This window comes from Streptomyces albus subsp. albus (assembly GCF_000725885.1).
Classification (GTDB): domain Bacteria; phylum Actinomycetota; class Actinomycetes; order Streptomycetales; family Streptomycetaceae; genus Streptomyces; species Streptomyces albus.
Genome location: NZ_JODR01000001.1, coordinates 40,184 through 53,971, shown reverse-complemented (window position 1 = coordinate 53,971; position 13,788 = coordinate 40,184). Strand labels below are relative to the sequence as shown.

The following is a 13,788-nucleotide window of genomic DNA, read 5'->3' as shown; positions in this document are numbered from 1 at the left end:
TTCGGCCGGGAGGTGCCCCCGACTCGCGCCCCTGACCAGGAGCCCTCCGTGACCAACCTCGCACTAGGACCCAGCTGGCTGGATCCGGACTTCCTGATTCAGACCTTCGGCCCGGTGGGCATCCTGGCGATCGTCTTCGCGGAATCCGGGCTACTGATCGGCTTCTTCCTGCCGGGTGACTCCCTGCTGTTCACCACGGGGCTGCTGATTGTGACGGACCAGCTGCACATGTCGCTGTGGCTGATGTGCCTGCTGATCGTCCTGGCGGCCGTCCTGGGCGACCAGGCCGGTTATCTGTTCGGCAAGAAGGTCGGTCCCGCGCTCTTCCGACGACCCGACTCCCGACTGTTCAAGCAGGAGAACGTCGAGAAGGCGCACGAGTTCTTCGAGAAGCACGGCCCCAAGTCGCTGGTGCTGGCCCGCTTCGTGCCGGTCGTCCGGACGTTCACGCCGATCATCGCCGGCGTCAGCGGGATGAAGTACCGGTCGTTCATCATCTTCAACGTCATCGGCGGCACGCTGTGGGGCGCGGGCGTGACCCTGCTCGGCGCGGCGCTGGGGCAGGTGGACTTCGTCCACGAGCACATCGAGATGATCCTGGTCGGCATCGTCGCCCTGTCGGTCGTCCCGATCGTCATCGAGTACCTCCGCGCCCGCGGCAAGGGCTCCGACAAGAAGGGCGACGCCGACGAGGCCCCCGCCCAGGACGACTCCCACCCGCCCCGCACCCCGGGCGCCCCGTTCGAGGGGCACGCACAGGGGGCGGGCGCCCCGCACCCCCACGGCGCCTACGCCCAGGGGCACGGCGGCGCCGGGTACGGGCACGGCGGCGAGGGGGCGGCCGGCGCCCCGGGCGGCCCCGCGGCACCCGGCGGCCACGGTGCGGCTCCCGGCGCGGCGTCCGGCCCCCACGGCATGCCCGGCGGACACGCTCCGGCCGGCCACGGTGCGGCCGATCCCCGTACGGCCGGTCAGCCGGGGGTGCCCGGCGAGCCCGGCGCTTTCGGCGGCCCGCACGCACCGGCGGGGCACGGCGCCCCCGGCTCCTTCGGCCCCGGCCCGGGCGGTCCGGGCGCGGCTCCCGGCTACGGCGGCCACGCGGGCCCGGGCACGTCCGGTGCCCCGGCCGGCCCGGGCGGATACGGGAACCCGGCCGCCTCGGGCGGATACGGGAACCCGGGTGGTCCGGGCACACCGACCGGTCCTGCGGCGCCCGGCGGCCCGGGCGGCCACGCCGGGTACGGGGCCTTCGACGGCGGGCAGGCCGCGGGCGGGCCGGCCCCGTCCGGCGGGTACGGCTACGGCGGCGGGGCGCAGCAGGCCCCCGGTGGCCACGGCCCGCAGGGGACGCCGGGCGGATACGGACAGCCCGGCCAGGGCCAGGGCCACGGCGGCGGCGCGTACGCGGAGGGGATCGGCTCCCCGTACGGCGACGGCGCCCCCGTGCAGCCGGGCCCGCACGACGGCGGCGCCCCCCAGGACCCGTACGCCGCCGGGCTGGTGCCGCGGGACCCGTACGGCGACGACCAGCAGTACCAGCGGCCGTACCAGGGCCCGTCCGGCGAGGACCCGAACCACCCGGGCCAGGGGTACCCCGTCCGCCGCTAGTCCGTCCCCGGTGGCCGGGTCCGGGCGAGCCGTCGACACGGATGAGGGGACACGGGCGAGGAGCTGAGCGTTCGAAGGGCGGCACATCGGCGGAAGCGCCGATGTGCCGCCCTTCGTCGTACCGCGCGGGCAGCCGTGCGCCGGCGCCTACACCGTCACGGCGGGTTGTCGGCGTATCAGGTGGTGGGTGCGGCCCGCGGCCAGGGGCGCCAGGACGGCGAGGAGAAGGACGTACCCCGCGATGAAGGGGGCGAGGCGGTCGTCGAGGCCGGCCGCGGAGGCCATCGTCGCCAGGATGAGGGCGAACTCGCCCCGCGCCAGCAGGGTGGTGGCCACGTTCGCGGTGGGCACCGGGTCGAAGCCGTAGATACGGGCCGCGCAGATGGCCGCCAGGATGTTCATGGCGACGGTCACCGCCACCGCGACGAGGACCGGCACCAGCACGGTGGGCAGGTCGCCGGGGTCGATGGACAGCCCGAAGGCGAAGAAGAAGATGGCGCCGAACGCGTCCCGCAGGGGGTGGACGAGCTCGCGTATGCGCTCGCCCGAGGCGGTGTTGCCCAGCATGAGGCCGACCATGAAGGCCCCGATGGCGTCGGCGACGCCGAACTCCTCCGCGATGCCCGCGACCAGTACGGCGGCGCCGAGGAAGGAGATGACGAGCAGTTCGTTGTCCCGCGTGGCGAACAGTTTGCCGATCAGGCGGGTGCCGAACCGGGCGGCGAGCCCCAGCAGCAGCAGGAAGGCGAACGCCTTGGCGATCTGGCCGAGGGCCGAGCCGAGGCTGTCGGCGCCGGTCAGCACGGGCTGGAGCGCGGCGAGGTAGAGGGCGAGGAAGATGTCCTCGACGACGATGATGCCGAGGATCGGCTGTGTCTCGGGGTTGCCGATGCGTCCGAGGTCGACCAGCGTCTTGGTGACGATGGCGGAGGACGAGATGCCCAGGACCCCGGCCAGGACGAGGGCTTCGGACGTGCCCCAGCCGACGGCGAAGCCGAAGCCGAGTCCGGCGCCGACGTTCAGGGCGAGGTAGAGCCCTCCGGCGAGGGCCATCTTCCGGCCGCCGGCCTTGAGGTCGTCCATGTGGAACTCGAGGCCGAGGTAGAAGAGCAGCAGGACCAGCCCGAGGGCGGAGAGCATCTCCAGCTGGTGGGGGTCGTCGACGAGGACGAAGCCCGGTGTGTGCGGGCCGAGGAGGATCCCGGCCAGGATGAACAGGGGGATCGTCGGCAGTCCGATGCGGTTGCCGAGGCGGGCGAGGACGGCGGCGGCGACGAAGGCGCCGCCCATGGCGAGCAGGGTGTCGGCGTGGCCCATGGGTCACGCCCCCGGTGGTGCGGTGGTCGTGTGGTGCGGGCTGCAGTGGTGGTCGGGCGTCGGCAAGCTGATGGCTCCTCCTGGCGTCCGGCCTCTTGCACGGATCCGGAAAAAGATCAAGGCAAAGAAGGCGTCAAGAAAACGTCAATAGTTACTTTACCAAATCATTTTTTGTGTCCGCCTCGCACAGCGCTGGGCGCGGGCCCGTCCCCGACGGGTCCCGCGCCCAGCGGCAGTTGGTGAGGCCGGCTCAGTCCTTGTGTTCCGTGCGTCCCCTCGGCACCAGCCGCTTGAGCCAGGGCCACAGCAGCAGAAGGGCGATGACCGCGTAGACGGTGACCGCGAAGGGGGTGTTGACCAGCCCCGTGACGCTGCCGTCACTGATCTGGAGCGCCCGGCGCAGTTGCTGTTCCGCGTTGGGGCCGAGGATGACGCCGATGACGGCGGGCAGCACGGGCAGCCCGTAGCGCCGCATCATCAGTCCGAGCAGGCCGATGATCAGCAGGATCACCAGGTCGATCGCCTGGCCGCCCACCGCGTAGGCGCCGACCGCGGCGAAGAAGAGGATGCCCGCGTACAGATAGGGCCGCGGGATGCGCAGCAGCTTCGCCCACACCGGCGCCAGCGGCAGGTTGAGGACGAGCAGCATCACCATGCCCACGAAGAGCGAGGCGATCAGGCCCCACACCAGCTCGGGTTCGCGCTCGAACAGCAGCGGGCCGGGCTGGATGCCGTACTGCTGGAAGGCGGCCAGCATCACGGCGGCGACCGCCGTGGTGGGCAGACCGAGGGTCAGCATCGACACCAGCGTCCCGGCGGCGGAGGCGGAGGCGGCGGACTCCGGGCCGGCGACGCCCTCGACGGCGCCCTTCCCGAACTCCTCCTTGTGCTTCGAGAGCCGTTTCTCGGTGATGTACGACAGGAAGGTGGGGATCTCGGCGCCGCCGGCCGGGATCGCACCGAACGGGAAGCCGATCACCGGACCGCGCAGCCACGGCTTCCAGGTGCGCCGCAACTCGTCGCGGCCGAGCCAGGGGCGGCCGACGGGGAGCGCGGTGCCGGAGCCGCGCCGCAGATGGGCGGCCACCCACAGGGCCTCGCCGATGGCGAAGAGGCCGACGGCGACGAGGACGACGTCGATGCCGTCGGAGAGTTGGAGGCTGCCGAAGGTCAGCCGCTGTTGCCCCGTCATCTGGTCGAGCCCGACCAGCCCCAGGGTGAGGCCGATCAGCAGGGAGGCGAAGCCGCGGATGCGGGAGGAGCCCAGGACGGAGGTGACGGCGATGAAGGCCAGCACCATGACGGCGAAGTAGTCGGGCGCTCCGATGTCCACCGCCAGCCGGGCCACCGTCGGGGCGAGGACCACCAGCAGGATCGTGCCGATCATGCCGCCCGCGAAGTGGCCGACCGCCGCCGCGGCCAGTGCCTGCGAGCCGCGTCCGGCCTTGGCCATCGGGTTGCCCTCGATGGCGGCGATCACGGCGGCGCTCTCACCGGGGGTGTTGAGCAGGATGGAGGTGGTGGAGCCGCCGAACATGCCGCCGTAGTAGATCCCGGCGAACATGATGAACGCGGCTGTCGGGTCGAGCCCGTAGGTGACGGGCAGCAGCAGGGCGACGGCCATGGCGGGGCCGATGCCGGGCAGTACGCCGATGGCCGTGCCCAGCAGGACGCCGCAGGCGGCCCACAGCAGGTTGAGCGGGGTGAGCGCGGTGCCGAAGCCGTTCATCAGCGAGGTGAGCGAGTCCATGGGTCACAGCACCCCCATCAGCGGCCCGCCCGGCAGATGGACGCCGAGGAGCAGGTGGAAGACGGCGTAGGTGGCCACCGAGAGGCCGGCCGCGATCAGCGGGTCGCGGGTGAGGGCGTGGCTGCGGCTGCCCAGCGCGTAGGCCGAGCCCCAGAACAGCAGCGCGCCGGCGAGGGGGAAGCCGAGCGGGCCGACGAGTGCGGCGAAGGCGAGGAAGACACCGGCGAGCAGCGCGACGGTGCGCCAGTCGCCGGGTTCGGACAGGTCGACGTCCTCGCCGCCCTCCGCTTCGCCGCGTCCGCCGCGCAGGACGTCCACGGCGAGCAGTACGGCGACGAGGACCAGCGCGGCACCGACGACGACGGGCACGGTACGGGGCCCGACCGGTCCGCGTACGGAGGCGACGGTGTCCATGGTGAGCGCGTCGGTGAGCACCAGGACGCCGACGGCCAGCAGCAGGGCGCACACGCCCAGTTCGGAGGAGCCGCGCAGCCGGGGGAACCGCGCGGGGCGCGCGGCGGCCCCCTCGGGAGCGGGGGAGGCTCCTTCGGGAGCGGGGGAGCCGTCCTCGGGAGCGGAGGAGGCTCCCTGGGGCGCGGGGGAGGGCTCGGGGCGCGGGGGAGGTTCCGGCGTGCTCATCGGCCCAGCTCCTTGAGGACGGTGTCCACCCGGTTGTCCTCCCGGTCGAGGAACCGGCCGAACTTCCCGCCGGGCAGCCAGGCGTCGTCCCAGCCGTTGGTGCGCAGCGAGGTGCGCCACTGCGGGGAGCGGCGCAGTTCGGCGAGGAAGCGGATGAGCCGGTCGCGCTGCGCCTCGGACAGCCCGGGCGGTGCCATCATGCCGCGCCAGTTGGTGAACTCCACGTCCAGCCCGGACTCCTTGAGGGTGGGCGCGTCGAAGCCCTCGACCCGTTCGGCACCCGTGACGGCGAGCAGCCGCAGTTCGCCCGACTCGATCTGGTCGCGGTACTCGCCCAGGCCCGAGACACCGAACTTCACCTTGCCGCCCAGGACGGAGGCGAGCAGCTCACCGCCGCCGTCGAAGGGCACGTACGTGACGGAACGGGGGTCGATGCCGGCGGCCCGCGCCATCAGCATCGGCGCCAGATGGTCGGGACCGCCCGGCGAGGAGCCGCCGCCCACGGGCACGGCCCGCGGGTTCTTCTTCCAGGCGGCCAGCAGCTGGCCGAACGTCTTGTAGGGCGAGCTCTTCGGCACGACGACGATGTCCGGTTCCTCGGTGAGACGGGCGAGCGGGGTGGCGTCGGCCAGGGTGGAGGGCGCGTGATTGGTGTGGACGGCGCCGACCACACCGAGGCCCATGGACATCGCCAGCTTGCCGTTGCCCCGCTCGTTGACGAGCCGGGAGAGCCCCACCGTGCCGCCGGCGCCCGGCAGGTTGAAGACCTCGATGTTGTGGTTGAGGCCAGCGTCCTCGGCGTTCTTGGCGGCGGTACGGGCGGTGATGTCGTACCCGCCGCCCGGGGTGTTGGGGACCATGAAGCGCAGACCGGGGATGTTCGTGCCGCCGTCGGCACCGGTACCGCTCGTCAGCAGCGGTGGGACGAGCAGCACGACGGCCGCAGCCGCCAGGGGGGAGAGCAGGGCGCGGGGACGCACGGGGGCACCGCCTTTCCGGGGCAGCCCGCACGGGGGCGGGGAGCCGGACGGGGGAGGCGTCCGGCGGGGACCCGCCCCGGACCCCCGTGAGGGAGGGGGCCCGGGACGGGGTGGGGACCGGGGGAGGCCCACATGCTGCCCGCGCCCGGCGGCGCTGTCTGCCCCTGGGCGGCAAGAAAAGTATTGGTCGTTGTGGTCGTTGTGGTCGCGGACGGGGACGCACCGGTTTGGGCCCGTACGCCCCTCGGGCAGGGCTGGTGGCGTGAACTCCCACGAAAGCGACGAGCAGGACGGCACGGCCACCGCCGAGGCACTGGCCGCACACTTCTCACTGACGCCGCTGCCCAGGGAGGGCGGGCGGTTCCGGCGGTTGTGGGCGGGACCGCCGCGCGCCGACGGGCGGCCGGAGGGCACGGCGATCGTGATGCTGCTGACCGCCTCACCGGACGACTACAGCGCCCTGCACCGGCTGCCGTCCGACGAGATCTGGCACCACTACCTCGGCGACCCGCTCCACCTGCTGCTGCTCCACCCCGACGGGACGGCCACCACCCCCGTGCTGGGGCCCGACGTGCTCGGCGCGGGCCAGCACGTGCAGTTGACGGTGCCCGCCGGCACCTGGATGGGGGCGCGGGTGGCACCGGGCGGCGCCTGGACACTGTTCGGCTGCACCATGGCCCCCGGCTACACGGACGCCGGGTACGAACACGGGGACGCCGAAGCACTGGCCCGCGCCCACCCCCGGCACGCCGCGACGATCCGGGAGCTGGGGCGATGACGGGCGGGACGCCGGGCGCGGAGGACCCGGCGGCGAGACGGGCTTCCGCGGTGATCCGGCTGGACGATCCGCGCACCGTCCTGGTGACGGGCGCCTCCGGCGGCATCGGACGCGGCATCGCGCTGCGGTTCGCCGCCGGCGGTGCCGCCGTCGCCGTCCACTACCGGGGCGACGCGGCCGGCGCGCGTGAGACGGTCGCCCTCATCGAGGCGGAGGGCGGCACCGCGTGCGCGCTCCACGGCGACCTGGCGTCCGAGGAGGGCTGCCGGGCCGTGGTGGAGGAGGCCGCACACTGGCGGCCCGCCGGACTGGGCGCCGTCGTCAACAACGCCGGTGTGCAGCCTGTCGAGGCACTGCCCGGGATGAGCGAGGAGCGGTGGCGGGCCGTCATGGACACCAACGTGCTCAGCGTCTTCGGCTGCACCCAGGCGGCGGCCCCCCTGCTGGCGGCCGGCGGGGGCGGCTCCGTCACCCACGTCGCCTCCATCGAGGCGGCCCAGCCGGCACCGGGGCACGCGCACTACGCCGCGGCCAAGGCCGCCGTGGTGGCGCACGCGCGGGCCGCGGCGCTGGAGTACGGCCCCTCGGGGGTGCGGGTGAACACCGTCTCGCCCGGCCTGGTGCGGCGGGAGGGCATCGAGGAGCAGTGGCCGGAGGGCGTACGGCGGTGGCAGCGGGCGGCGCCGGACGGGCGACTGGGCACCGCCGAGGAAGTGGGCGACGCATGCGTGTTCCTCGCCTCCGGGGCGGCCCGCTGGATCAACGGCCACGACCTGGTGCTGGACGGCGGGGTGACGGCGCGCCCTTCGTGGTGAGGGGCGCCCTCTCGTTGCGGCCACCGGCCCCCGGCCCCCGGCCACCAGCCCCCGGGCCCCGCCATCGGTTAGCGGCCCCTGCCATCGGCCAGCGGCCCCCGGTCACCGGCCCCCGCCACCAGCCCCCGCCACCAGCCGCACCGCACCGCACCACAAGTGACGCCCGCGTCAGCCGAGCGCCGTCCCCGTGCCGGCTGCAAGGGCGTCGGCCCCCACATAGGTGCGCAGATGCCGGGCCGTCAGCGTGTCGGACTCGGATATGAGTGCGGCGGGCGGGCCCGAGAAGACGACTTCGCCGCCGTCGTGGCCGCCGCCCGGCCCCAGGTCGATGATCCAGTCGGCGTGGGCCATCACCGCCTGGTGGTGCTCGATGACCACGACCGAGTTGCCGTCCTCCACGAGCCGGTCCAGCAGCGCCAGCAACTGGTCGACGTCCGCCATGTGCAGCCCGGTGGTCGGCTCGTCCAGCACGTAGACGGCGGCCTTCTCCGCCATGTGGATGGCCAGCTTGAGGCGCTGCCGTTCACCACCGGAGAGCGTGTTGAGCGGCTGGCCCAGCCGCAGATAGCTCAGCCCGACGTCCACGAGGCGGTCCAGGACGGCGCGGGCCTGCCCGCCGGTGAAGAACGCGCGGGCCTCGGCGACCGACATGCCCAGCACCTCGCTGATGTTCTTGCCGCGCAGTGTGTAGCCCAGCACCTCGGGGGTGAACCGTTTGCCCTCGCACTGCTCGCACACGGACGCGACCCCGGCCATCATGGCCAGGTCGGTGTAGACGAGGCCGATGCCGTTGCAGTGGGGGCAGGCGCTGGCGCTGTTGGCGGAGAACAGCCCGGGTTTGACGCCGTTGGCCTTGGCGAACGCCGTACGGATCGGGCCCAGCAGCCCCGTGTAGGTGGCCGGGTTGCTGCGCCGCGAGCCGCGGATCGGTGACTGGTCGGCCACCAGCACGCCGTCCCGCCCCGCCAGGTAGCCGTGGATGAGGGAGGACTTGCCGGAGCCGGCCACGCCCGTCACGACGGTGAGGACGCCCAGCGGGATGTCCACGTCCACGTTCTTGAGGTTGTGGAGGCCGGCGCCCCTGATCTCCACCGTGCCCTTGGGTTCGCGGACGGTCTCGCGCAGCCGTGCGCGGTGGCCCAGGTGGCGGCCGGTGAGGGTGCCGGAGGCGCGCAGTCCGGCCACATCGCCCTCGTAGCAGATCCGGCCGCCGTCGGCGCCGGCGCCGGGGCCGAGGTCCACCACGTGGTCGGCTATCGCGATGACCTCCAGCTTGTGCTCGACCACCAGCACCGTGTTGCCCTTGTCGCGCAGGAGCAGCAGCAGGTCGTTCATCCGCTGGATGTCGTGCGGGTGCAGCCCGGTGGTGGGTTCGTCGAAGACGTAGGTGACGTCGGTGAGGCTGGAGCCGAGGTGGCGCACCATCTTCACCCGCTGGGCCTCGCCGCCCGACAGTGTCCCCGCGGGCCGGTCGAGGCTCAGATAGCCCAGCCCGATGGCGACGAGCGAGTCGAGGGTCTGGCACAGGCTGTCGCGCAGCGGGGCCACGGAGGGGTCCGCGAGGTTCCTGACGAACGGCGCCAGGTCACTGATCTGCATGCGGGCGCAGTCCGCGATGTTCAGGCCGTCGATCTTCGAGGAGAGGGCGGCCTGACTGAGCCGGCTGCCGCCGCAGGCCGGGCAGGGCTGGTAGACGACGGCGCGGTCGGTGAACTCCCGGACGGGGGCCTGCATCGTGTCGCGGTCCTTGGCCAGGAGCGTCCGCCGGATACGGGTGATGACCCCCTCGTAGGTGAGGTTGGAGTTGCCGACCTTCACCTTCGTCGTCGGCTGGTACAGCAGCGCGTCGCGCTCCTGCGGGGTGAGGTCGCGGACCTTCTTGTCCGGGTCGAAGAGACCGGAGCCGACCATCACCTGCCAGTACCAGCTGTCCACGGCGAACCCGGGCGCGAGGACGGCACCCTCGCGCACGGACAGGTTCTCGTCCACGACCTGGGAGACGTCGATCGTGGTGGCCTCGCCCAGCCCCTCGCACTCGGGGCACATGCCCTCGGCGCTGTTGAAGCTGAACGCCGTGGAGGGGCCGATGTGCGGGCTGCCCAGCCTGCTGAAGACGATCCGCAGCATCGTGTACGCGTCGGTGGCGGTGCCCACGGTGGAGCGGGAGTTGGCGCCCATGCGCTCCTGGTCGACGACGATCGCCGCGCTCAGATTGCGCAGCGCGTCCACGTCGGGGCGGCCCAGGCTGGGCATGAAGGACTGCACGAACGCCGTGTACGTCTCGTTGATCAGCCGCTGCGACTCGGCCGCCACCGTGCCGAAGACCAGCGACGACTTGCCGGAGCCGGAGACGCCGGTGAAGACCGTCAGCCGGCGCTTGGGGATGTCGAGGGAGACGTCGGCGAGGTTGTTCTCCCGCGCCCCGCGCACCTCGATGACGGTGTGGCTGTCTGCGGGCGGTAACGGGGGACTGGACGGCGGCATGACGGGCACTCCTCGCTTCCCGACCGGGTGGCGGCCCGGGTCTGGTGGGTGAGCGGCCAGACTAGGCGGCGGGTGTGACAACGGCCCGCCATCAGGACGGTCGTCCCGCCCGGGGCGTGACGTGCGGCGGCGCGCGCCCGTTACCGCTCGCATGACCGGCTCGCGTCACACCCCGCCCCGCGTCTCCGTCGCCCTGTTCACCGCCGATCTGCGGCTGCGCGACAACCCCGTACTGCGCGCCGCGCTGGCGTCCGCCGACCAGGTCGTGCCGCTCTTCGTGCGGGACGAGCGGATCGACCGGTCCGGCTTCGCGGCGCCCAACCGGCGCGCGTTCCTCGCCGACTGCCTGGCCGCGCTGGACGAGGGACTGCGGCAGCGCGGCGGCCGGCTCGTGCTGCGCCACGGCGACGTCGCCGAGGAGACCGCACGGGTCGTCCACGAGAGCGGGGCGCACCAGGTGCACGTCGCGGCCGATGTGAGCGGCTACGCGCAGCGCCGCGAGGAGCGGCTGCGCACCGCCCTGGAGGGCACCGGCTGCGCGCTGCACGTCCATGACGCGGTGGTCACCGTGCTCGCCCCGGGCGCCGTCACCCCGTCCGGCGGGCGGGACCACTTCGCCGTCTTCACGCCGTACTACCGGCGCTGGCGCGACAGACACGGGCGCACCCCGCTGGCCGCCCCGCGCAGCGTCCCCGTGCCCGAGGCGGTGCGTTCGGCGCGGCTGCCGCGCCGCGAGGAGGTGTCCGGCACCGCGCCGGGGCTGCCCCGGGGCGGGGAGCCGACCGGTCGCGAACGGTGGGCGGCCTGGTGCCGCTCGGGCGCCCTCACCCGGTACGGGCAACAGGGCGCGGGCGGCCAGGACGATCTGGCCGGCGACGCCACCTCGCGGCTCTCCCCGCATCTGCACTTCGGCACCCTGTCCGCCGCCGCGCTCGTCCATGAAGCGGCCAAGGCCGGCGGTGCGGACGCCGAGGCGTTCGTACGGCAGCTCGCCTGGCGGGACTTCCACCACCAGGTGCTGGCCGCCCGCCCGAGCGCCGCGCACACCGACTACCGGCCGCACGGCGATGCGTGGCGCACCGAGGACGGGGACGCGGCGGGTGACATCGCCGCCTGGCGCGAGGGCCGCACCGGCTACCCGATCGTGGACGCCGGGATGCGGCAACTGCTGCACGAGGGCTGGATGCACAACAGGGCGCGGCTGCTGGCGGCGAGCTTCCTCACCAAGACGCTGTACGTGGACTGGCGCGTCGGCGCCGCCCACTTCCTGGCCCACCTGGTGGACGGTGACGTCGCCAACAACCAGCTCAACTGGCAGTGGGCGGCCGGCACCGGCACCGACACCCGCCCCAACCGGGTCCTCAACCCGCTCACCCAGGCGGCCAAGTACGACCCGGACGGCACCTATGTGCGCCGCTGGGTGCCGCAGCTCGCCGGCGTCGCGGGCTCCGCCGTGCACCGTCCGTGGCGCCTGCCGGACGAGGAACGGGCCGGCCTGGACTACCCGCACCCGATCGTGGACCTGGCCGCCTCGCAGGACCGCTTCCGCTCCGCCCGGACTGGCTGACCCGGCCCGGCCCGCGGCGTCAGGCGTGCGCCGACGCGGTCGCCGCCACCTCGCCGTCCCGCAGGAAATCCGCCACCAGCGGGGTCGCCGAGGAGGCGAACTCCTCGAAGTAGGCGTGCCGGGCGCCCGGGATCAGCCGCAGCCGGGCGCCGGGGATGCGCCCGGCCAGCAGCGGGGCGTTGGCCGTCGGGTTGAACCGGTCGTCCGTGCCGTGCACCACGAGGGTGGGCGCGGCGATCCGGGGCAGCGCCTCCCACGCGTCGTGCGCCGCGCTGGCCCGCAGATGGCGCCGGCGCGCGTGCGGGGGCATGGACGGGTCCCCCAGCGTCGGGAACGGCCCCGGGTGCGCCGCCGTGTAGGCGGGCGTGTACATCAGGTCCAGGAGCACCCGCCGGGCAGCCTCGGCGTCCGGCTGGGCCAGTGCCCGCCGTACCTCTGGGCCCCGCTCCACACCGTGCGGGGCGCCCGGCGAGGTGCAGCCCAGCACGAGCCGGCCGACCCGTTCGGGATGGCCGGCGGCGAGCCACTGCGCGACCCGGCCGCCCATCGAGGTGCCGTACACGTGGGCCCGGCCGATCCCCGCATGATCGAGCACGGCCAGTGCGTCGGCGGCGAACCCGGGGGTGCTGTAGGAGTCGGTGTCGGGCCGGTCGCTGGCGCCGGTGCCCCGGTAGTCCATGACGACGGTGGTGAACCGGGCCGCGAAGTCGGCGCGTACCGCGTCCCACCACCGGTGGCTGTTGGACTGGCCGCTGAGCAGCAGCAGCGGCGGGCCGTCCGTACCGTGGACCTCGTAGTGGAGCGCGGTGCCGTCGGGCGCGGTCGCGAAGGGCATACCGTCACGCTCTCACGCCAGCCCGCGACGCCCGCGCCCGGGGGAGCGCGCCCCGGCACGGACGAGCCGGACCCGCACGAGCCGGCGGCGCCCGCAGCGGGACGGGCCCGGAGCCGTGCGGCACGGTCCCGGGACCTTCGGAGGTTCCGGGCTCGTCGAGGATCCGGAGGTGCCGGGCGAATCGGAAGAAGCGGACGAAGAGTTCGTGGAACGCGTCCCTTCCGATGGGTCAGGGCCTCACCACTGTGAGCTGTGGACCGTCCCGGAATGTGACATGCGCGCGGGGACCAACCGCTCCGCCCGGGGCGCGTCCGAGCCCCTCACGGGCCCGGCGCGGCCCCGGCGCAGCCCGTCACGGGCCTTCGAAGCTGAGCCACGGGCGGATATGGCGCCGGGCGTGGTGGAGCCGCGATTTGAGCGTGCCCAGCGGGATGCCCAGCCGGTCGACGATCTCGGCGTAGTCCATCTGGCACAGGTCCCGGTAGACCAGCGGCGCCACCAGATGCGGACTCTCCTGTTCCAGGCGTTCGAGCGCTTCGAGGAAGTCCACCCGCGAACCCGCGATCACACTGGTGGTGCGCGGATCGGGACGGCGCTCCGGGGAGCCCGTCTCCTCGGGGAGGGTGGGCTGCTCGGCCGAGCGCCGCTTCAGCTCCCGGTACTTCTGCCGGGAACAATTGGCCACAACTGTGTGCAGCCAGGTACTGAAGCGACTACGGCCCTCGAACCGTTCGATGTGCCGCGCAACCTGGAGCAGCACGTCCTGTGCGGCTTCCTCGGCGTCCTCCCGGTAGAGGAGGAACCGGCCGCAGCGGCGTACCACATCGGGACGGATCGCCCGCAACAGGTCGTCCAGGGCATTGCGGTCACCCTGCGCGGCGAGAGCGGCCAGCGCCTCGGTGTCCGGTTGAGGAGAATGTGGGGGATTGGGGTGTTGTGGGGGGTTGGATTCGGGGGATGAATTTCTCAAGTCGGGCTGCACACCTGACGGTACGGGTTCGTTCACGGCGTCTGC

11 protein-coding genes are annotated in these 13,788 nt (G+C 73.5%); 4 read left to right on the top strand and 7 right to left on the bottom strand.

The window, feature by feature from the left end; translation table 11 throughout:
* Positions 1 to 48 precede the first annotated feature (48 nt).
* Entirely contained in the window at positions 49 to 1,608 is a 1,560-nt protein-coding gene (locus tag IO40_RS0100180; protein WP_030409598.1) for a DedA family protein, read from the top strand.
* Positions 1,609 to 1,755: 147 nt separating this feature from the next.
* On the opposite strand, the gene IO40_RS0100175 is transcribed toward IO40_RS0100180, so the two are convergent.
* From IO40_RS0100175 to IO40_RS0100160, 4 genes are all read right to left on the bottom strand, one after another.
* On the bottom strand, positions 1,756 to 2,898 hold the full coding sequence (locus tag IO40_RS0100175; RefSeq protein WP_030409597.1) for a cation:proton antiporter: 1,143 nt from the start codon (positions 2,896 to 2,898) through the stop codon (positions 1,756 to 1,758).
* 277 nt (positions 2,899 to 3,175) lie between these two features.
* Complete coding sequence (locus tag IO40_RS0100170; protein ID WP_031174595.1) at positions 3,176 to 4,675, bottom strand: tripartite tricarboxylate transporter permease; 1,500 nt, start codon at positions 4,673 to 4,675, stop codon at positions 3,176 to 3,178.
* 3 nt (positions 4,676 to 4,678) lie between these two features.
* Positions 4,679 to 5,314, bottom strand: coding sequence for a tripartite tricarboxylate transporter TctB family protein (locus IO40_RS0100165; RefSeq protein ID WP_031174594.1), 636 nt, complete (start codon positions 5,312 to 5,314; stop codon positions 4,679 to 4,681).
* Entirely contained in the window at positions 5,311 to 6,294 is a 984-nt protein-coding gene (locus IO40_RS0100160; RefSeq protein WP_031174593.1) for a Bug family tripartite tricarboxylate transporter substrate binding protein, read from the bottom strand. Before IO40_RS0100160 ends, IO40_RS0100165 begins: the two co-directional genes overlap by 4 nt.
* 262 nt (positions 6,295 to 6,556) lie before the next feature.
* Between IO40_RS0100160 and IO40_RS0100155 the strand changes: the two genes are divergently transcribed.
* Positions 6,557 to 7,072, top strand: coding sequence for a cupin domain-containing protein (locus IO40_RS0100155; protein WP_016472216.1), 516 nt, complete (start codon positions 6,557 to 6,559; stop codon positions 7,070 to 7,072).
* Complete coding sequence (locus tag IO40_RS0100150) at positions 7,069 to 7,887, top strand: SDR family NAD(P)-dependent oxidoreductase (RefSeq protein WP_031174591.1); 819 nt, start codon at positions 7,069 to 7,071, stop codon at positions 7,885 to 7,887. Before IO40_RS0100155 ends, IO40_RS0100150 begins: the two co-directional genes overlap by 4 nt.
* 168 nt (positions 7,888 to 8,055) lie before the next feature.
* Here IO40_RS0100150 and IO40_RS0100145 read toward each other — a convergent pair whose 3' ends face one another.
* The gene (locus IO40_RS0100145) at positions 8,056 to 10,371 is read right to left on the bottom strand and encodes an ATP-binding cassette domain-containing protein (RefSeq protein ID WP_031174590.1); all 2,316 of its coding nucleotides are present in this window, start codon (positions 10,369 to 10,371) and stop codon (positions 8,056 to 8,058) included.
* A 151-nt stretch (positions 10,372 to 10,522) separates the two neighbouring features.
* Between IO40_RS0100145 and IO40_RS0100140 the strand changes: the two genes are divergently transcribed.
* Positions 10,523 to 11,938, top strand: a complete 1,416-nt coding sequence (locus tag IO40_RS0100140; RefSeq protein WP_031174589.1) for a cryptochrome/photolyase family protein — start codon at positions 10,523 to 10,525, stop codon at positions 11,936 to 11,938.
* A gap of 19 nt (positions 11,939 to 11,957) precedes the next feature.
* On the opposite strand, the gene IO40_RS0100135 is transcribed toward IO40_RS0100140, so the two are convergent.
* Entirely contained in the window at positions 11,958 to 12,773 is an 816-nt protein-coding gene (locus tag IO40_RS0100135; RefSeq protein WP_030409352.1) for an alpha/beta fold hydrolase, read from the bottom strand.
* 352 nt (positions 12,774 to 13,125) lie between these two features.
* Positions 13,126 to 13,665: an RNA polymerase sigma factor gene (locus IO40_RS0100130; protein WP_030409353.1), complete on the bottom strand. Its 540-nt coding sequence runs from the start codon at positions 13,663 to 13,665 to the stop codon at positions 13,126 to 13,128.
* Between the last annotated feature and the right edge of the window lie 123 nt (positions 13,666 to 13,788).

Bases quoted from the DNA above. Each gene is read 5' to 3' on its own strand.
- IO40_RS0100140 (WP_031174589.1), top strand. From the start codon at position 10,523: ATGACCGGCTCGCGTCACACCCCGCCCCGCGTCTCCGTCGCCCTGTTC.
- IO40_RS0100165 (WP_031174594.1), bottom strand. From the start codon at position 5,314: ATGAGCACGCCGGAACCTCCCCCGCGCCCCGAGCCCTCCCCCGCGCCC.
- IO40_RS0100175 (WP_030409597.1), bottom strand. From the start codon at position 2,898: ATGGGCGGCGCCTTCGTCGCCGCCGCCGTCCTCGCCCGCCTCGGCAAC.
- IO40_RS0100170 (WP_031174595.1), bottom strand. From the start codon at position 4,675: ATGGACTCGCTCACCTCGCTGATGAACGGCTTCGGCACCGCGCTCACC.
- IO40_RS0100150 (WP_031174591.1), top strand. From the start codon at position 7,069: ATGACGGGCGGGACGCCGGGCGCGGAGGACCCGGCGGCGAGACGGGCT.
- IO40_RS0100135 (WP_030409352.1), bottom strand. From the start codon at position 12,773: ATGCCCTTCGCGACCGCGCCCGACGGCACCGCGCTCCACTACGAGGTC.
- IO40_RS0100145 (WP_031174590.1), bottom strand. From the start codon at position 10,371: ATGCCGCCGTCCAGTCCCCCGTTACCGCCCGCAGACAGCCACACCGTC.